Origin of the sequence: Streptomyces sp. NPDC004629, from assembly GCF_042873595.1 — a bacterium.
Classification (GTDB): domain Bacteria; phylum Actinomycetota; class Actinomycetes; order Streptomycetales; family Streptomycetaceae; genus Streptomyces.
This window is the reverse complement of record NZ_JBIALO010000016.1, coordinates 180,880-198,083: the sequence shown is the minus strand read 5'-3', so window position 1 is coordinate 198,083 and position 17,204 is coordinate 180,880. Positions and strand designations below refer to the sequence as shown.

The 17,204-nt window shown below is 71.9% G+C and carries 14 protein-coding genes and 2 pseudogenes; 9 read left to right on the top strand and 7 right to left on the bottom strand.

Features of this window, described 5'->3' with window-relative positions:
• Positions 1-191 (bottom strand): annotated as a pseudogene (locus tag ACFYTE_RS25060) (xylose isomerase); the annotation flags it as partial.
• 191 nt (positions 192-382) lie between these two features.
• On the opposite strand from ACFYTE_RS25060, the gene xylB reads away from it, so the two are divergent.
• Together xylB and ACFYTE_RS25050 are read left to right on the top strand one after the other, a co-directional pair.
• Complete coding sequence (gene xylB / locus ACFYTE_RS25055) at positions 383-1,828, top strand: xylulokinase (RefSeq protein ID WP_388714441.1); 1,446 nt, start codon at positions 383-385, stop codon at positions 1,826-1,828.
• Between the two features lie 64 nt (positions 1,829-1,892).
• Positions 1,893-3,098, top strand: coding sequence for an ROK family protein (locus ACFYTE_RS25050; protein ID WP_388714438.1), 1,206 nt, complete (start codon positions 1,893-1,895; stop codon positions 3,096-3,098).
• Positions 3,099-3,111: 13 nt separating this feature from the next.
• Here ACFYTE_RS25050 and ACFYTE_RS25045 read toward each other — a convergent pair whose 3' ends face one another.
• The gene (locus ACFYTE_RS25045) at positions 3,112-3,951 is read right to left on the bottom strand and encodes an alpha/beta fold hydrolase (protein ID WP_388714435.1); all 840 of its coding nucleotides are present in this window, start codon (positions 3,949-3,951) and stop codon (positions 3,112-3,114) included.
• 96 nt (positions 3,952-4,047) lie between these two features.
• Here ACFYTE_RS25045 and ACFYTE_RS25040 point away from each other — a divergent pair, with 96 nt between their 5' ends.
• Complete coding sequence (locus ACFYTE_RS25040) at positions 4,048-4,536, top strand: NUDIX hydrolase (RefSeq protein WP_388714433.1); 489 nt, start codon at positions 4,048-4,050, stop codon at positions 4,534-4,536.
• Between the two features lie 48 nt (positions 4,537-4,584).
• Here ACFYTE_RS25040 and ACFYTE_RS25035 read toward each other — a convergent pair whose 3' ends face one another.
• On the bottom strand, positions 4,585-5,478 hold the full coding sequence (locus tag ACFYTE_RS25035; protein ID WP_388714431.1) for a DUF4232 domain-containing protein: 894 nt from the start codon (positions 5,476-5,478) through the stop codon (positions 4,585-4,587).
• A gap of 583 nt (positions 5,479-6,061) precedes the next feature.
• Between ACFYTE_RS25035 and ACFYTE_RS25030 the strand changes: the two genes are divergently transcribed.
• From ACFYTE_RS25030 to ACFYTE_RS25015, 4 genes are all read left to right on the top strand, one after another.
• On the top strand, positions 6,062-7,075 hold the full coding sequence (locus tag ACFYTE_RS25030) for an acetamidase/formamidase family protein (protein ID WP_388714428.1): 1,014 nt from the start codon (positions 6,062-6,064) through the stop codon (positions 7,073-7,075).
• 50 nt (positions 7,076-7,125) lie between these two features.
• On the top strand, positions 7,126-7,725 hold the full coding sequence (locus ACFYTE_RS25025) for an N-acetylmuramoyl-L-alanine amidase (RefSeq protein ID WP_388714425.1): 600 nt from the start codon (positions 7,126-7,128) through the stop codon (positions 7,723-7,725).
• Positions 7,726-7,927: 202 nt separating this feature from the next.
• The gene (locus ACFYTE_RS25020; protein WP_388714452.1) at positions 7,928-9,247 is read left to right on the top strand and encodes a GAF domain-containing protein; all 1,320 of its coding nucleotides are present in this window, start codon (positions 7,928-7,930) and stop codon (positions 9,245-9,247) included.
• A 56-nt stretch (positions 9,248-9,303) separates the two neighbouring features.
• Positions 9,304-10,827, top strand: coding sequence for an aldehyde dehydrogenase family protein (locus tag ACFYTE_RS25015; RefSeq protein ID WP_388714422.1), 1,524 nt, complete (start codon positions 9,304-9,306; stop codon positions 10,825-10,827).
• Between the two features lie 523 nt (positions 10,828-11,350).
• Here the strand turns inward: ACFYTE_RS25015 and ACFYTE_RS25010 are convergent.
• The gene (locus ACFYTE_RS25010; RefSeq protein WP_388714419.1) at positions 11,351-11,668 is read right to left on the bottom strand and encodes a hypothetical protein; all 318 of its coding nucleotides are present in this window, start codon (positions 11,666-11,668) and stop codon (positions 11,351-11,353) included.
• A gap of 176 nt (positions 11,669-11,844) precedes the next feature.
• Here ACFYTE_RS25010 and ACFYTE_RS25005 point away from each other — a divergent pair.
• Positions 11,845-12,189, top strand: a pseudogene (locus tag ACFYTE_RS25005) (NmrA family transcriptional regulator); the annotation flags it as partial.
• A 146-nt stretch (positions 12,190-12,335) separates the two neighbouring features.
• Here the strand turns inward: ACFYTE_RS25005 and ACFYTE_RS25000 are convergent.
• On the bottom strand, positions 12,336-13,082 hold the full coding sequence (locus ACFYTE_RS25000) for an SDR family NAD(P)-dependent oxidoreductase (protein WP_388714416.1): 747 nt from the start codon (positions 13,080-13,082) through the stop codon (positions 12,336-12,338).
• A gap of 2 nt (positions 13,083-13,084) precedes the next feature.
• Here ACFYTE_RS25000 and ACFYTE_RS24995 point away from each other — a divergent pair, with 2 nt between their 5' ends.
• The gene (locus ACFYTE_RS24995; RefSeq protein WP_388714449.1) at positions 13,085-14,326 is read left to right on the top strand and encodes a purine-cytosine permease family protein; all 1,242 of its coding nucleotides are present in this window, start codon (positions 13,085-13,087) and stop codon (positions 14,324-14,326) included.
• Between the two features lie 226 nt (positions 14,327-14,552).
• Here the strand turns inward: ACFYTE_RS24995 and ACFYTE_RS24990 are convergent, their stop codons facing one another.
• Together ACFYTE_RS24990 and ACFYTE_RS24985 are read right to left on the bottom strand one after the other, a co-directional pair.
• Positions 14,553-15,503 carry a LysR family transcriptional regulator gene (locus ACFYTE_RS24990; RefSeq protein ID WP_388714414.1) on the bottom strand — a complete coding sequence of 317 codons (951 nt, stop codon included), beginning with the start codon at positions 15,501-15,503 and terminating at the stop codon, positions 14,553-14,555.
• Between the two features lie 110 nt (positions 15,504-15,613).
• The gene (locus ACFYTE_RS24985) at positions 15,614-17,065 is read right to left on the bottom strand and encodes an aspartate ammonia-lyase (RefSeq protein ID WP_388714412.1); all 1,452 of its coding nucleotides are present in this window, start codon (positions 17,063-17,065) and stop codon (positions 15,614-15,616) included.
• Positions 17,066-17,204: the final 139 nt, after the last annotated feature.

The following is a 17,204-nucleotide window of genomic DNA, read 5'->3' as shown; positions in this document are numbered from 1 at the left end:
GAGGAACCGAAGGGGATCAGGTCGTCGTCGTGGAAGGTCACTCCGTGGGCGCCGAGTTCCGCCAGGCGCTGCACCGACTCGACCGGGTCGAGGGCCCGGCGGGTGGCGTCCCCGAACGGGTCCCGGCCCTGCCAGCCGACGGTCCACAGGCCGAACGTGAACCTGTCCTCAGGGGTGGGCTGGTAGCTCATGCCGCGGCTCCTTGCTCGCTTGCGACTATTTCGTCATGGCGGTTTACAAATTAGTATGCGGTCGCATCCCTGGGAAGGGAGAAGATGTCTCCGAAGGGGTGATGTCCAGGTCGCCACCCGGACATCACCGCCCGGACATATCCGAGAAGACCAGGTCAGATCCCCGCGAGCCGCGGAAAAGGGAGAGCCCGATGTCAGCAGCCGATGGTCCGCTCGTCGTCGGCGTGGACACATCCACCCAGTCCACCAAGGCGCTGGTCGTCGACACGGCCACGGGCCGGGTCGTGGCGAGCGGCCAGGCGCCGCACACCGTCACCTCCGGCGCGGGCCGGGAGAGCGACCCGCGCCAGTGGTGGCAGGCCCTGTGCGAGGCCCTGCGCCAGTGCGGCGACGCGGCGCGCGAGGCCGCCGCGGTTTCGATCGGCGGCCAGCAGCACGGCCTGGTCACCCTGGACGGCGAGGGAGAGCCGGTCCGGCCGGCCCTGCTGTGGAACGACGTGCGCTCCGCGCCGCAGGCCCGCCGCCTCGTGGAGGAGCTGGGCGGCCCGAAGGCCTGGGCGGAGCGCACCGGCAGCGTGCCCGGGGTGTCCTTCACGGTCACCAAGTGGGCCTGGCTGGCCGAGCACGAACCGGATGCGGTCCGCGCCACCAAGGCGGTGCGCCTGCCCCACGACTACCTCACCGAGCGCCTCACCGGTCAGGGCACCACGGACCGCGGCGACGCCTCCGGCACCGGCTGGTGGGCGTCCGGCACCGAGACGTACGACGAGGCGACCCTCGCCCATGTGGGGCTCGACCCGGCGCTGCTGCCCCGCGTGGTCCGGCCCGGCGAGGTGGCGGGCACCGTCCGCGACAGCCACGACCTGCCGTTCTCCAAGGGCACCTTGGTGGCGCCCGGCACCGGGGACAACGCCGCGGCCGCGCTCGGCCTCGGGCTGCGCCCCGGCACCCCGGTGCTGAGCCTCGGCACGTCCGGCACCGTGTACGCGGTGTCCACGCACCGCCCCGCCGACCCGACCGGCACGGTCGCGGGCTTCGCCGACGCGCACGGCGACTGGCTGCCGCTGGCCTGCACCCTGAACTGCACCCTCGCCGTCGACCGCATCGCCGCGCTGCTGGGCCTGGACCGGGAGGCGGTCGAACCCGGCACCGCCGTCACCCTGCTGCCCTACCTGGACGGCGAGCGCACCCCGAACCTGCCGAACGCCTCGGGACTGCTGCACGGGCTGCGCCACGACACGACGGCGGGGCAGCTCCTTCAGGCCGCGTACGACGGTGCCGTCCACGCGCTGCTCGGCGCCCTCGACCTGGTGCTCGACGAGGACGCCGACCGGAGCACACCCCTGCTGCTGATCGGCGGCGGCGCCCGCGGCACGGCCTGGCAGCAGACGGTACGGCGGCTGTCGGGACGGCCCGTGCAGGTGCCCGAGGCCAGGGAACTGGTCGCGCTCGGCGCGGCGGCACAGGCGGCCGGGCTGCTGACCGGCGAGGACCCGGCCGCGGTCGCCCGCCGCTGGAACACGGCAGCGGGTCCGGTGCTGGACCCGGTGGAACGTGACGAGGCGACGCTGGCCCGGATCTCCGGGGTACTCTCCGACGCGGCCCCGCTGCTGGCCCGGGGGACGGACACCCCGTGACCGGCGCCACGCCGGAACGCCGCTGAGGAACGCTGGGGAACACGGAGCGAGGATCGACGCAGGCATGACCGCACCGCCGCACAAGGGCCCGGCCCGTTCCGGCCGGCTGCCGGACACCCAGCAGGGCATGCGCCGCCGCAACCTGGCCAGGGTGATGCACGCCGTCAGTGCCGAGGGGCCGCTCTCCCGGGCGGCGGTCGCCTCCCGCATCGGGCTGACCCGGGCCGCGGTGTCGACCCTCGTGGAGGAGCTGACCCGTTGGGGGCTGCTGGAGGAACTGGGCCCCGAACGGCCCGGCCGGGTCGGGCGTCCGGGGTCGGCGCTCACCGTCAGCGGCCGCGGCCCGGCCGGGATCGGCGCGGAGGTCGGCGTCGACCACCTCGCGGTGTGCGCGGTCGACCTGCGGGGCGAGGTACGCGCGCGTGCCGTGCGCCACGGCGCCAACCGGGGCCGTGCCCCGGGGCCGGTGCTCGACGAACTCGCCGCCCTGGTGCGCCGGGTCGTCGCCCAGGCGGAGCGGGCGGGCCTGTGGCCCGCCGGGCTCGCGGTCGCCGTACCCGGCCTGGTGGCACGCGACGCCCGCACGGTCGTGCGCGCTCCGAACCTCGACTGGCGGGACACCGACCTCGGCGCCCTGCTGCCCATCGGTCTGCCGCTGACCGTGGACAACGAGGCCAACTTCGGCGCGCTCGCAGAAACCTGGCTGGGCGCGGGCACCCCACGGGACTTTCTGCATGTGTCGGCCGAGATCGGCATCGGTGCCGCGGTCGTCGTGGACGGGCAACTGCTGCGCGGCACCAGGGGTTTCGCGGGCGAGCTGGGCCATGTCCCGGTCCGCCCGGACGGCCCGCGCTGCCCGTGCGGCGGACGCGGATGCCTCGAACAGTACGCCGGTGAGGAGGCGGTCCTGCGCGCGGCCGGGCTTGCGCCCGGCGAGGATCTGGTCGGGTTGCTCGCCCGGCGCGCCGACGAGGGGCACGAGGGCGTACGACGGGCCCTGCACGACGCCGGTACGGCGCTCGGCATCGCGCTGACCGGGGCGGTGAACCTGCTCGATCCGCAGTCCGTGGTGCTGGGCGGAGCGCTGGCCGGGCTCTCGCCCTGGCTTCTGCCATCGCTGGCGAGTGAACTGGCGGACCGCACGGCGGGGCCGCCCTGTCCCGTGTCGGTGTCACGGCTCGGCTCCGAGGGGCCGCTGCTCGGGGCCGCGCACTCCGTGGTGCGGGCCGTCCTGGACGATCCGGCGACGGTGGCCGAACACATCGCCTGACGGCCAGGGCGCCTCAGCCGAGGAACGCCCCGACCGCGCCCACGAAGTGCTCGGCGTCGTCGAGCCAGGGGAAGTGGCCGGCGCCCGGCTGCACGGTGAACCGGGCGTCCCGGAACAACGCCGCGTACTCGGCCATCGCGCCCGGCGGGGAGTTGAGGTCGAACTCGCCGGCCAGCAGCAGCACCGGCTGTGCGAAGGCGGCGAGTGCCGCTCGGGTGGTGTCCGGGTCGAAGGCCCCGTCCGCGGTGAAGACGGCGGCGGCCGAGTCGTTCCGCTGCCGCTCCTCGGCGGCCCGGTGGTGTTGCGCCGCCTCGTCCCAACGGCCGTAGGCGAAGGGTGCGATGGCCCGCCAGGAGTCGGCGGTCGCCCGGCCGGCGACGATCTCTTCGAGGGCCGCGCGGGCGACCGGGTACCAGGGTTCACCCGCGCGCAGCGCCGCCGTGTCGCGGCGGAGGTCGCCGCCGATCGTGATGCCGACGGCCATGACGCTCGGGGTGATCAGCGCGAGTCTGCCGACACGTTCCGGGTGGCGTTCCAGGTAGCGCACGGCGAGGTTCGCGCCCGCCGAATGCCCCAGCAGATCCATCCGGTCGAGCCCGAGGTGCTCGCGCAGCGCGTCCACGTCCGCGACGAGGCGGTCGCAGCGGTACGAGTCCTCGTCGTCCGGCACCTGCGACGCTCCGCTGCCCCGCGGGTCCAGCAGGACGAGCCGCCGCAGGACGGACAGGCCGCCCAACTCACCGAGGTATTCGGATGCCTGCATCGGGCCGCCCGGCAGACAGATCAGCGGAGGACCGTCCCCGAAGACGTGGTAGGCCAGTTCGGTACTGTCGGGCGCGGTGAAGGCGGGCATGGCCCAGACCCTCGCAGGAACGTTCCGGTCCGGGCAAGCGGATTGTCCGGCGGCCGCGGGTGGAAGACATGCTGCGTGCGACACCGGGAGGCGTGCATGGCGTGGGTGCCCCGTGAGCAGTGGATCGAGTCCCAGCCGCGAACGCTTCTCGCGTCGTGCGTGGTGGTGCTGGACGCACGGGACCGCCTCCTGCTGCTGCGCTACGGGCCCGGGCAGCCGATCGCCGGGACCTGGTGGCTGCCGGGCGGGATGCTCGATCACGGCGAGGACCCACGGACGGCGGCGCGGCGGGAGATGCGGGAGGAGACGGGCCTCGAACTCGGCCCGGCGCCCCGGCTGATCGGCGTCGACCACCGGGCTGACGTGCTCGGCACGGGTCCGGTCCTCGACTGCTTCTTCGACGGGGGGATCCTCGCCGAGGACGCGGGAATCCGGCTCAGCTCCGAACACGACCGGCACGGGCTGTTCACCCTCGACGAGTTGACGCGCACACCGCTCGCCGCCCGGCTCCCCGCGCTCACCGCCCTGCACACGGCGGCGGTGGCCGGAACCTTCGCATACCTGCGGGAGGGCGCTCCCGTGTGACGGCCGGGAGGGGGTTCTGGTGCCGTGTGCGGCCGGGCGTGCCGGCGGTCACTGCCGCCCGGTCCTCTTCCACGGGCCGACGGCGAGCTTTCCGGTCGTGCCCAGGTCCAGTTCCGGTGTCACCATCACCGGCGCGGCGCCCGGCTTCGCCCACACCCGCACATAGGGGGCGTTCACCGGGGTGCCGGAGAGCACCGTGTTGCGCCACACCAGTCCGGCGTGCGCGCCCTCGCCCGGCTTCAGGGCCAGCGGCCCGGGCGGCCCGTCGGCACCCGTGCTCCCGGCCACGGAGGACCCGTCGTGCAGGATCCGCAGCCCCTCCACCGTCCGGTGGGCGTCGTCGAGCACGCTCAGCCGGGGGTAACCCTCGATGTGGTACGTGTCCGTGCCGCAGTTCTCCAGGCGGAGACGCACCACGCGAAGTCCCATGGCGGCGTCTCCCTCGTCCGCGTACACACGCACCCCGGACGACGGGCAGGGGCCGCCCGGGGCCGGTGCCTCCTCGGTGGGGACGCTGCGCACCTTGACCACTTCCACCCGCGCCCCACCGACCGTGCCCGTCGGCAGCGCGGGCATGCCGACCGTGCCCGTCACGGTGGCCTTGGGCGCGACGGACGCCAGGACACGTGACGCGTTCACCGGCGCCGCGCCGTTGTGCGGCCGGAACCGGAAGGTGATGGTGTACCGGAAGGGTCTGTCGTGGTGATTGGTGACCTCGAACACCGCGCAGTCCCCGGTCAGGCCGCCGACGTCGGTGATCGTGACACCGTCCGTCTCCGGTCCGCCGCTTCCGGCCGTCGCGGACGGCTTTTGCGGTGGGCCGGCATCGCACGAGGGACGGCCGGACTCACCGGAGGACCGAACCGGCACCTGGCTGCCGCAGGCCGTCAGGAGCAACGCGGCGGCGCAGGCTGCGAGCGGCGGGAATGACGTGGCACGCATCCGCCGAGTCGACCAGGCCTCGACCACGATGTGCTGTGACCGGGACCACTCTTCCGGTCACAGCACTGTCACAGAGACAGGGCAGTCGCCCGACATCAGGAGCCGATTCACCCGACCGGGTGGCGGCGTTGTCCACAGTTCCGCCCTCGTCCACCGATTCACTTGCCGCCCTTCTGCCCAACCCGCCAGCGCCGTACCGTAATTCACGCGAGACGCAGCCGGGCACCGGGCCGACCGGGACGGCGGGTGCCGAGCGGGAACGAGGGTGCCGAGCGGGAACGAGGGGGGTCACGGATGTCGGGGGAGATCATCACAGGGCTGCGCGGGGCGCCATCGGGCCGCGCACCGGCCCGCATTCGTGCCCTGCCCGGGTTCCTCGCCCGGCTCCGCCCCCGGTACCGCTCCCCCGGCGCGGGCATCGCGCTGCGCAGCGCGGTCGTCGTCGGCGCGCTGCTGGGGCTCGGGTTCGGCTACGGCCCGGTGGTCCTGATACGACGTCATCCGGAGCGCAAGGCCGCGACCGCCCACGTCCACCTCGACCGACCCGTGCCCACCCGCCCCGGCAGAATGGAGCCGCGAAGCGATGACCGACCCGCGAGTTCTGACAGTGCGGCCTCAACCCGGCGAGTACGCCTGGACGTTCGGGGGCGCGCCGCCCGTGGCGCGGATCGCCCCCGGTACGGTGCTCGACCTGTACACGGAGGACTGCTTCGGCGGACGGGTGCGGTCCGAGAAGGACCTGGTGTCCGAGGTGTGCGAGTTCCCTTTCCTGAACCCGCAGACCGGGCCGTTCCACATCGAGGGCGCGGAGCCGGGCGACACCGTCGCCGTGCACTTCGTGTCGATCGAGCCGGCCCGGGACTGGGCCGCGTCGACCACGGTCCCCCTGTTCGGCGCGCTCACCTCGACGCACACCACGGCCACACTGCAGCCTCCCCTGCCCGAGACCGTGTGGATCTGGCAGCTCGACCGAATCCGGCGCACCGCCCTGTTCCGGGCGCACGACAGCGACATCGAGGCCGAGCTGCCGCTCGACCCGATGCACGGCACCGTGGGCGTGGCGCCCGCCCATCTGGAGGTGCGCTCGGCGCTGGTGCCCGACGCACACGGCGGAAACATGGACACGCCCGAGATGCGGGCCGGCGTCACCTGTTACCTCGGGGTGAACGTCGAAGGGGCGCTGCTCAGCCTGGGCGACGGCCATGCGCGGCAGGGAGAGGGTGAGACCTGCGGTGTGGCGGTCGAGTGCGCGATGAACACCGTGGTGATCGTCGAACTCCTCAAGGGGATCGCCACGCTGTGGCCCCGTCTGGAGTCGGACACCCACCTCATCTCGACCGGTTCGGCGCGCCCTTTGGAGGACGCCTTCCGTATCTCCCAGTCGGACCTCGTGCGGTGGCTGGTGCGCGACTACGGATTCACCGAGTTGGACGCGTACCAGTTCGCGACCCAGGCGGTCGAATCACCGTTGGCCAACGTGTGCGACACCAACTACACGTGCGTGGCGAAGATCCGCAAGGAATGGCTGCCCGACCGCGAGACCCACCGCGGCATACACGCACGGCTGCGCGAGACGGCGAAGGAGCTGCGTGCCTGACCTCGCCTCGGCCGTTCCCCAATCCCCCCACACCGAAAGGCGAATCGACCATGGACCGGACCCGACCACTGCCCAGCAGACGACGGATCCTGAAGGGCGCGGCGCTGGCCGCGGTGCCCTATGCACTGCTTCCCGACGCGCACGCCGGCGCACAGACACAGGCCGTCGACTACCCGCCCGCCGAGTGGCAGCCGGCGAGCACTTCCAACCACACGGCGTCCAGCCGTCCCAGCGCCTATCCCGTGGACCGCGTGATCGTCCACGTCACCCAGGAGACGTATGCCAGTACCCTGTCCATCTTCCAGAACCCGCAGAAGAAGGTGTCGGCGCACTATGTGGTCCGTTCCGCGGACGGGCATGTGGCGCAGTGCGTCCGTGAGGCCGACATCGCCTGGCATGCGGGGAACTGGGACTACAACACCCGCAGCATCGGCATCGAGCACGAGGGCTGGGTGGATCAACCCGCCTACTTCACCGACGCGATGTACACGCAGTCGGCGAGGCTGACGGCGGCGATCTGCGACAGATACGGCATCCCCAAGGACCGGGCACACATCCTCGGGCACGTCGAAGTGCCCGGGACCGACCACACCGATCCGGGGCCGAACTGGGACTGGGTCCGCTACATCAGACTCGTCAACCTCACCTGACCGGTCCCGCCGTACGGCGCGGCGCTCCGTCGGGTGTTCGCCGAGGCCCCGTCGGGTGTTCGCCGAGGCCCCGTCGGGCCTTGTGCGCCCGGCGCACGCCCGTCGCCCATCGTTTGGGTGAGACCGGTCGAAACTGTTGTCCGCGCCCACCCCCCGAGTGACGATGTCCCCTACCGCATCGCCGTCCGGGGAGGATGCCGTGTTGACCGATCCATGGGTGGCCCTGGAGCCGGGGGCCGACCCCGCCGAACGCGTCCGCGTGCTGCGCCGCGCGCACGAGACGTTCACCACGGCCGGCACGGTGCCGCGTCCGGTGCGGTCGGTGGTGGCGGACTCGTGGCGGCGTTCCGCACGGGCGGGCGTGGGCCCCGACGGCAGCGCGAACGTGGAACTGACGGACGGCGACCTCGGCGCCTACCGTGCGGAGCACCCGCTGGCCCGGGTCATGCCGCTGTTCCGTGAGCTGATGGGCACGTTCGCGGCGGACGGCGAGCATCTGCTCGCGGTGTGCGACGCGCACGGCAGGCTGCTGTGGGTCGAGGGGCATCCGGCGACCCGGCGCAGAGCGGACCGGATGAACTTCGTGCCGGGCGCGCGCTGGTCGGAGAGCGCCGTCGGGACCAACGCGCCGGGCACGGCCGTCGCCATCGACCGGCCGGTGCAGGTCTTCGCGGCCGAGCACTTCATCCGGCGGGTGCAGCCGTGGACCTGCGCGGCGGCACCGGTGCACGATCCGCACACCGGCCGGGTGCTCGGGGCGGTGGACATCACCGGCGGGGACGGGCTGGCGCACCCGCACAGCCTGGGGTTCGTACAGGCGGTGGCGCGGGCCGCCGAGTCCCAGCTCGCGCTGCTCACCCCGCCGCGGCCCGCGGGAGAGGCGGCCGGCCTGACCGCGCTGGGCCGCGACGAGGCGCGGCTCCGCCTGGACGGTCGTCGGCTCGCCCTCAGCCGTCGGCACAGCGAGCTGTTGGTGCTGCTGGCCCGTCACCCGGAGGGCCTGACCGGCGACGAGCTGCGGTGCGCGCTGTACGAGGACGAGTCGGTGACGCCGGTGACCCTGCGCGCCGAACTGGCCCGGCTGCGCGGGGTGTTGGGTCCGGGGCTGCTGGCGTCACGGCCGTACCGGCTGACGGCTTTGGTGGAGTCCGACGTCGCCGTGGTGGAGCGGCGGCTGTCGTCGGGGGCGGTCACGGCGGCCGCGGCCGCATACTGCGGTCCGCTGCTGCCCGGTTCGCAGGCACCGGCCGTGGTGCGGCTCAGACGGCACCTCGCCGACGGGCTGCGCGCGGCGCTGATCGCCCGCCGCGACCCCGATCTGCTGGCCGCGTGGGCGCACGCGCCCTGGGGCGAGAACGACCTGGAGGTGTGGCGGGCGCTCGCCGCGGTACGGCCGACGGCGCCGGTGCGGGCGCGTCTTGCGAACCTGGAGTCGGAGCTGGCGGCACCGCACGCCCCGGTCATCACGCCGGCCACCGCGCCGACCGGCCGCGCAACGTGGTTGCAACGTCCGCGTCCCTAGCCTCGGCCGCGCGAGCTGCCCAACGGCGGGCAGCGCTTCACCGGAAGCAGAGCAGGATGACCCGTTACGCGGCGCCCGGCACCGAGGGCGCGATCGTCTCCTACCAGGCGCGCTACGACCACTTCATCGGCGGTGCGTACGTCCCGCCGGCGCGCGGGCAGTACTTCGAGAACCCGTCGCCCGTGAACGGACAGCCGTTCACCGAGGTGGCGCGCGGCACCGCGGAGGACGTGGAGCGAGCGCTGGACGCTGCGCACGCGGCCGCGCCCGCCTGGGGCCGTACGTCGGTGACGGAGCGGGCCGGCATCCTGCTCAAGATCGCCGACCGCATGGAGGCCTCGCTCGAACAGCTGGCGGTGGCCGAGAGCTGGGAGAACGGCAAGCCGGTGCGTGAGACGCTGGCGGCCGACATTCCGCTCGCCATCGACCACTTCCGCTACTTCGCGGGCGCGATCCGGGCGCAGGAGGGCTCGCTGGGCGAGTTGGACGACGACACGGTCGCCTACCACTTCCATGAGCCGCTGGGTGTCGTGGCGCAGATCATCCCGTGGAACTTCCCGATCCTGATGGCGACGTGGAAGCTCGCGCCGGCGCTCGCCGCGGGCAACGCCGTGGTCATCAAGCCGGCCGAGCAGACCCCGGCGTCGATCCACTACTGGATGAGCCTGGTCGCGGACCTGTTGCCGCCGGGTGTGGTGAACATCGTCAACGGTTTCGGCGTGGAGGCGGGCAAGCCTCTCGCGTCCAGCCCGCGGGTGGCGAAGGTGGCGTTCACCGGCGAGACCACGACGGGGCGGCTGATCATGCAGTACGCCTCCGAGAACATCAAGCCGGTCACGCTGGAACTCGGCGGCAAGTCGCCCAATATCTTCTTCGACGACGTGTGGGCACGGGACGACGACTTCCGCGACAAGGCGCTCGAAGGCTTCACGATGTTCGCGCTCAACCAGGGCGAGGTGTGCACCTGCCCCTCCCGGGCCCTGATCCAGCGCGGCCACTACGCCGAGTTCCTCGACGCGGCGGTCGAGCGCACCCGGCAGATCAGGCCCGGCCACCCGCTGGACACCGACACGATGATCGGCGCGCAGGCCTCCAACGACCAGTTGGAGAAGATCCTCTCCTACCTGGACATCGGCCGGCAGGAGGGCGCCCGGGTGCTCACCGGCGGCGAACGCATCGACCACGACGGTGAGTTGAAGGGCGGATACTACGTCCAGCCGACCATCTTCGAGGGCGACAACCGCATGCGGATCTTCCAGGAGGAGATCTTCGGACCGGTGGTCTCGGTCGCCTCCTTCGACGACTTCGACGACGCCATCAAGATCGCCAACGACACGCTGTACGGCCTCGGGGCGGGTGTGTGGACGCGCGACGCCAACACCGCGTACCGGGCGGGCCGCGCCATCCAGGCGGGCCGCGTCTGGACCAACTGCTACCACACCTACCCGGCGCACGCGGCCTTCGGCGGCTACAAGCAGTCCGGGATCGGCCGCGAGACGCACCGGATGATGCTGGAGCACTACCAGCAGACGAAGAACCTGCTGGTGTCGTACTCCCCGAAGAAGCTGGGCTTCTTCTAGGCCCAACAAAAGGGCGCCTGACCAGGCAAGATTCCCGCTTGAGGTGGGTATCCGGAGCGGCCGAATACGGCGTACGACCAGCGTGGAAGATCCGGTTCACCTACCGCGGAACCCGGCAGCAACCCATTCGGCCGGCGTTGCGACCGGGAGTACCGGGCCGTGCAGTTGCGCGGCCCGCAGGAACTCACGCACGGCCCGAGCGTCGCGGTGGGCAGCGAACTGGTCACAGAGCTGCCCTGCCCGACGTTGCTCTCGGCCGCCTGGCCGCGCCACCGTGCGGTTCTGCAGCCCTCCACGCGCCGGGCAACCGGCGCCAGCGCCGGGCTTCCGCAGGCCGTGCCGGGCGCACCGCTGGTCCGCTGGCGGACGCCTACCGGCGGAAGTCCACGTCCCCGGGGCCATTACGCACCGGTCCCTCGTTCCGCCCCCGGGGTCGAGGAGGCCGTCGCCGCGGCACGCTGACAGGGCGGGCCAGGGGGTCAGCGGGTGGGGCGTACTCGCGTGGCAAGGGTCAGAAGTATGGTCAGCAGGGCGAGTGCGGCATGTCCCCAGCGGAGGGTGACGGTGGAGGCGATCGAGGTGACGAGGAGCGGGCCTCCGGCGTCCCCGAGTTCGCGGCCGAGTTCGCTGCGCCCATGGTCTGTCCCATCGGCTCCGGCGGTGTCGACGCGGCCAGGGCCGCGAAGCCGAGCGGTGTGATCAGTCCGGTCCCCGCCCCGATCAGGACCGCCGCCACCAGCAGACCCGCGACGCCGAGCAGGACGGCGGCGGCCAGGCCGCACCCGGTCAGCGCGAGCCCCGCGACCAGGCCGGAGCGGGTGGTCAGCCGCTCCGCGTCCAAGGCGCGCCCGGTCCACGGCTGGATGAGCGCCGCACACGCGGCCAGCAGCGGGCCGGCGGTGTAGCCGATGCTCTTGCAGAAGCCGTAGGAGCCGAACGCCCGCCCGCGCCTGGCCTGCGGGTTGCGACGGGCGACCAGCGCGGAGGCGGACGGGGAGAACGCCGAGGCCGCCGCCCCCGGCGGACTTCGCCGCGGTCGCGGCGGCCTGCCTACTGGATGACCGGCACACCGGCGGCGTGTACGAGCTGACCGGCCCGGAGGTGATCACTCCGCGCCAGCAGACGGAGGCCATAGCCACCGCGCTGGGCTCGCCAGTGAGGTTTCACGAATTCACCCGCGACGAGGCCAAGGCCGCCATGACCCGGAGCATGCCGACGGAACTCGCCGACGGCACTCTGGACATCCTCGGTTCCCCGAGCCCGGCCGAGCTGCACGTCAGCCCCGACGTCCAGCAGGTCCTCGGCCGCGCCCCGCGCCCCTTCGCCGACTGGGCCGCCCGCAATGTCGCCGCGTTCCGCTGAGACTGGTCGGCGCCGCCGGAACCGCTGACCCGAAGCCGACCCGGCACGGCCCCCTGCCGGTCGGAACCGACGCCGCAGCCGCAGCGGATCGCCGTGCGGAGAATCATCCATCCCAGGGTCCGCTCGACGACCCGCCGCCTTCTGGCTTACTGGGCGAGGAAACCCCCGTCGACGGGCAGCGCGATGCCGGTCACGAAGCCGGCGTCGTCCGATGCGAGGAAGGCGACGCCGGCCGCGATCTCCTCCGGCTTGGCGAGACGGCCCATGGGGATCGGCGCGGCCAGCTTGGCCTTCTCGGCCTCAGGGTCGGCCGCGTCGCTGATCAGTGCGTTGAGCAGGGGGGTGTCGCAGTCGGAGGGACACAGGGCGTTGACGCGGATGCCCTTGGTCGCGTACTGGATGGCCATGTGGCGGGTCAGGTTGAGCACGGCTCCCTTCGACGCGTCGTAGGCGCATTCGTCCGGCAGGGCGGTGAACCCGAACACCGAGGCGATGTTGACGATCGCGCCACCGCCGGAGTTCAGGATTGCGGGGACACCGTGCTTTCCCGTCAGGAACTGGCTCTTGACGTTGATCGCCATGACGCGGTCCCAGTCGTCCTCCGAGCACGCGACGACGTCGCCTTCGGCGGCGAGGATGCCGGCGGCGTTGACGATCACGTTGAGGCCGCCGAACGCCTCGACGGTCCGTGTGACGGCGGCGGACACCTGCTCGTTGGACGCGACGTCGCACTCGACCGCGACCGCCTGCCCACCGGCGGCTTCGATGGTCTTGGCGGTCTCTTCGGCGGCGGGGAGGCGAATGTCCACGACGGCGATCTTGGCGCCCTCGTCGGCCAGACGCAGCGCGCATGCCTGGCCGATGCCGGAGCCGCCGCCGGTGACGAAGGCCACGGCTGACCGTCGTCGCCATCCTCGTCGGCAACCTTCTGGGCGCCGTGCTGATGGCCCTGCATTCCGCGCAAGGCCCCCAGCTAGGCGTGCCGCAGATGGTGCAGTCACGCGGCCAGTTCGGAAGCTACGGGGCGCTGCTGGTCACCGTGCTCGTGGTGCTGATGTACATAGGGTTCTTCGCCTCGAACCTGGTCCTGGCCGGCCAGTCGCTCGTCGCCGCGGGACTTCCGGTCGGAACAAGCACCGGCATCGTCGTCGTCGGCGTGGTCGCGGTGGTCGCGGTGATCTTCGGATACGACCTGATCCACACCTACACGCGCATCCTCACCTACCTCTCCGGGGCCGCCCTGCTCGTCGCCTTCGTCTGGATCATCGGCGTGCACGGCCTCCCGGAGGGCTTCGCCTCCCACGGCTCGGTCTCCATCGCCGGTTTCATGGGCACCGTCACCGCGTCCGCGCTGTGGCAGGTCGCCTACGCCCCGTACGTGTCGGACTACTCGCGCTACATGCCCGCGGACACCGGCGCTCGCCCCGCCTTCTGGTCCAGCTACGCCGGCTGCTCGCTGGGCTCCATCCTCCCGATGATCCTGGGCGCCATCGTCGGTGTGGCCGTCGGCGAGGACGTCGTCGCGGGACTCGACCAGCTCACCGGGCCCGTCGGGCCGGCCATCATCCTGATCTTCTCGCTCGGTATCGCCGCCACCAACTCCATGAACCTCTACTGCGGCGTGCTGTCCACCCTCACCGTCGGGCAGACCTTCGCACCGGCCTGGTCCCCGGGAAGAGTCGTACGGGCCGTCACCGCCACCGTCCTGTTCCTCCTGTCGCTGATCGCGGCACTGGCGGGACAGAACAACTTCATGGCGAACTGGCTCAACTTCATCACCCTGCTGATGACCGTGCTCGTGCCGTGGACGGCCATCAACCTCGTCGACTACTACCTGCTGCGCCACGGAGACTACGACGTCGAGTCGTTCTTCCGCGCCGACGGCGGCATCTACGGGCGCGTCAATGTACCCGCGGTCTGCTGTTACATCATCGGCGCCGTCATTCAGCTGCCCTTCGTCTCCACGACCATGTACACGGGGCCCGCGGCGACCGCGATGGGCGGCGTGGACTTGTCCTGGATCGTCGGGCTGGCGGTCATCAGCCCCCTGTACTACGTCTGGGCCAAGGCTGCGATGCGGCGTTCCGCCTCCGCCGTCGTGCCCTCGCCGGAGAGCACCGATGCGGCGCTGATCTGACCCGGCAGCAGCCAGGCGTCTGTGCCGCCGTGTCCCGGCGGCACAGACGCCTGCGGCAAGCAGTCCGCCCGCATCCTCTCAGGCCGGGCAGGGAGGGACAGCGCACTCGGCCCCGGCGGGCGACCGCCGTGAGCGCTGCGAGGAGATGCTGCTGCCCTCACAGTCCTCGGGGCCGCGGCTGCCCGTGCCGCGGGGGTCTTGCCGACGCTGCGGGGCCCCGGTGCCGCTAGCGGGAACGGGGCCGACGGCCGGCCGGCGGCTTCGTCGACGAGCCGATCCCCCGGAGCAGGTCGATCACGGCCTGAGCGCGCGTGGTCTGCCGGACGCCGTCCATCAGCGCGATCATCACGTCGAGATGCGGATGGTCGTCGATGAGCTCCAGCGAGACGACGTCCCTGCCCGCGTAGGTCTGGCTCGTGGCCGGCCGCTGATTGAGGACCGAGTACCCGAGCCCGTGAGCGACCAGGGACCGCACCGTCTCATAGCTCTGGGTCCGGTAACGGACGTCGGGGGCGATACCCGTGGCGGTGATCAGTGCCCGGAAGTAGTCCCGACTGTAGGGGAGGTCGAGGAGGACCATCGGTTCGGCGGCCAGTTCGGACAGCTCCACCGACCGGCGGCCGGCCAGCCGATGCGTTTCGGGGATGATCACGTACGCCGAGGTCTGGTCGATGATGTCCCGGCGCAGAGCGGGGTTGGCGGACATGCCGAGATCGTAGGTGAGCGCGAAATCGATCTTCCCGCTCTGCAGCGCCTGGGCCAGCTGTTCTGCCTCCGCCTCCACCACGTTGAGTTCGATCCCCGGATGCTGTGCGCTACAGGCAGCGAACAGCGCAGGCAGGTAGTACGGCGCCAGCGTGACGAAGCAGCCCAGCGTGACCGGGCCGGCCAGGGAACCGCCGCTGCCGCGGGCCTCCGCCTCCACCTCGCGTGCACGAGCCAGGAGGTCACGGGCCTGGTGCTGCAGGCGCTCGCCCGCCGAGGTCAGGGTCAGCCCCCGGGCCCGGTGGCGGACGAAGAGCTGCACCCGCAGCTCGTGTTCCAGGTTGGTGATGGCAGAGGACACGGCGGACTGCGCGATACGCAGCCGTTCGGCTGCCGCCGTCATCGACCCGCATTCAGCGGCCGTCACGAAGTAGCGCAACTGGACAAGCGTGAAGCCAACCGGCGGTGTCATAACAGAACCTTGCATCAATGATCGTGGTGTGCCTACCCGACTGAATCCAGCGAGCAGATTACAGAGGGCAGGCAGTACCGGTACAGCCGTCCTGAAAGACGCCCGGCCGGTCAGGGCCCGAGCAGGCCCGCCAGCACGGCGGGGCTGGTGAGGGCGCGCAGCTCCGCCTCCGTCAGCAGCGCGCGCTCACGCACCAGGTCCAGCGCGGGCCGCCCGGTGCGGTGCGCCTCCAGGGCGATGGCGCATGCGGACTCATACCCGATCGCGGGGCTGAGCGCGGTGACCAGTCCGGTGGAGGCGGCGACGGTCCGCGCGAGCCGGTCCCGGTCGGCGGTGATGCCGCGCACGCACTGCTCGGTGAGCACGGTGACCCCCGCGGCGAGATGGTCCAGGCCCGCGCTCAGACTGCGGTAGATGATCGGCTCGAAGGCGTTGAGCTGGAGCTGTCCGCCCTCCGCGGCCAGCGTCACGGTCACGTCGTTGCCGATGACCTCGAACGCGATCTGGTTGACCGCCTCGGGAATCACCGGGTTGACTTTGCCGGGCATGATGGACGAACCGGCCTGGCGCGCCGGGAGGTTGATCTCGCCGAGGCCGGCCTGCGGCCCCGACGACAGAAGACGCAGGTCGTTGCAGATCTTCGACAGTTTCACCGCGACGCGCTTGAGCACCCCGGAGAGTTGCACGAACACGCCGACGTCCTGGGTCGCCTCGATCAGGTCGGGCGAGGACACCAGCGTCGGGATGCCCGTCAGCCGGCGCAGGTGCTCCACCGCGAGTTGCCGGTAGCCGGGGCGGGCGTTGAGGCCGGTGCCGATCGCCGTGCCGCCGAGGTTGAGCTCGTGCAGCAGCACTCTGGCCTCACCCAGGCGCTGCTCGTCCTCGGCAAGGGTCGCCGCGAACGCCGCGAACTCCTGGCCCAGCGTCATGGGCACGGCGTCCTGCAACTGGGTGCGGCCCATCTTCAGCACGTCGGCGAACTCCGCCGCCTTGCCGGCGAAGGCATCACGAAGGCCGGCCAGCGCACCGAGCAGCCCGGCGATGTGCGCGTCCAGGGCCAGTTTCACCGCGGTCGGGTAGACGTCGTTGGTGCTCTGCCCGAGGTTGACGTGGTCGAGGGGGTGCAAGGCGGTGTACTCCCCGCGGGAGAGGCCGAGCAGCTCCAGCGCGCGATTGGCGATCACCTCGTTGGCGTTCATGTTGGTCGACGTCCCCGCGCCGCCCTGGATGAGGTCGACCACGAACTGCTCGTGCATCGCTCCCTCACGGATCTCCGTGCAGGCGTGGGCGATCGCCGAGGCGAGATCCCCGTCCAAGGCCCCGACCTCCGCATTGGCCGAGGCCGCGGCCTGCTTCACGGCAGCCAGTGCTCGGATCAGGTGCGGGCGGGCCGAAAGTGTCTCTCCCGTGATCGGGAAGTTGACCACCGCCCGCGCCGTGTGCGCACCGTAGTAGGCATCGCCCGGCACTTCGACACTGCCGAGCATGTCGTGGTCCCAGCGAGAAACCGAGCCGGTCTCGACGTGTGCGCCGGGACGCCCGGCCGCTGATTGTGCAGACATATGTCCTCAAGGGTCTGAAGAGATGAACGAAAGCGGGAAGCGGATGCGGGGAACGGCCACCACGCCTGACAGACACTCCCGAAGAGCGTGATGGCCGGATACAGGGCGCGACTGTGTCCCGGCCAGGACACGTTCCGCA

What these genes read in the sequence shown, in the direction of transcription:
- xylB (WP_388714441.1), top strand. Translation starts at nt 383, where the DNA reads ATGTCAGCAGCCGATGGTCCGCTCGTCGTCGGCGTGGACACATCCACC.
- ACFYTE_RS25050 (WP_388714438.1), top strand. Translation starts at nt 1,893, where the DNA reads ATGACCGCACCGCCGCACAAGGGCCCGGCCCGTTCCGGCCGGCTGCCG.
- ACFYTE_RS25045 (WP_388714435.1), bottom strand. Translation starts at nt 3,951, where the DNA reads ATGCCCGCCTTCACCGCGCCCGACAGTACCGAACTGGCCTACCACGTC.
- ACFYTE_RS25040 (WP_388714433.1), top strand. Translation starts at nt 4,048, where the DNA reads ATGGCGTGGGTGCCCCGTGAGCAGTGGATCGAGTCCCAGCCGCGAACG.
- ACFYTE_RS25035 (WP_388714431.1), bottom strand. Translation starts at nt 5,478, where the DNA reads ATGCGTGCCACGTCATTCCCGCCGCTCGCAGCCTGCGCCGCCGCGTTG.
- ACFYTE_RS25030 (WP_388714428.1), top strand. Translation starts at nt 6,062, where the DNA reads ATGACCGACCCGCGAGTTCTGACAGTGCGGCCTCAACCCGGCGAGTAC.
- ACFYTE_RS25025 (WP_388714425.1), top strand. Translation starts at nt 7,126, where the DNA reads ATGGACCGGACCCGACCACTGCCCAGCAGACGACGGATCCTGAAGGGC.
- ACFYTE_RS25015 (WP_388714422.1), top strand. Translation starts at nt 9,304, where the DNA reads ATGACCCGTTACGCGGCGCCCGGCACCGAGGGCGCGATCGTCTCCTAC.
- ACFYTE_RS24990 (WP_388714414.1), bottom strand. Translation starts at nt 15,503, where the DNA reads ATGACACCGCCGGTTGGCTTCACGCTTGTCCAGTTGCGCTACTTCGTG.
- ACFYTE_RS24985 (WP_388714412.1), bottom strand. Translation starts at nt 17,065, where the DNA reads ATGTCTGCACAATCAGCGGCCGGGCGTCCCGGCGCACACGTCGAGACC.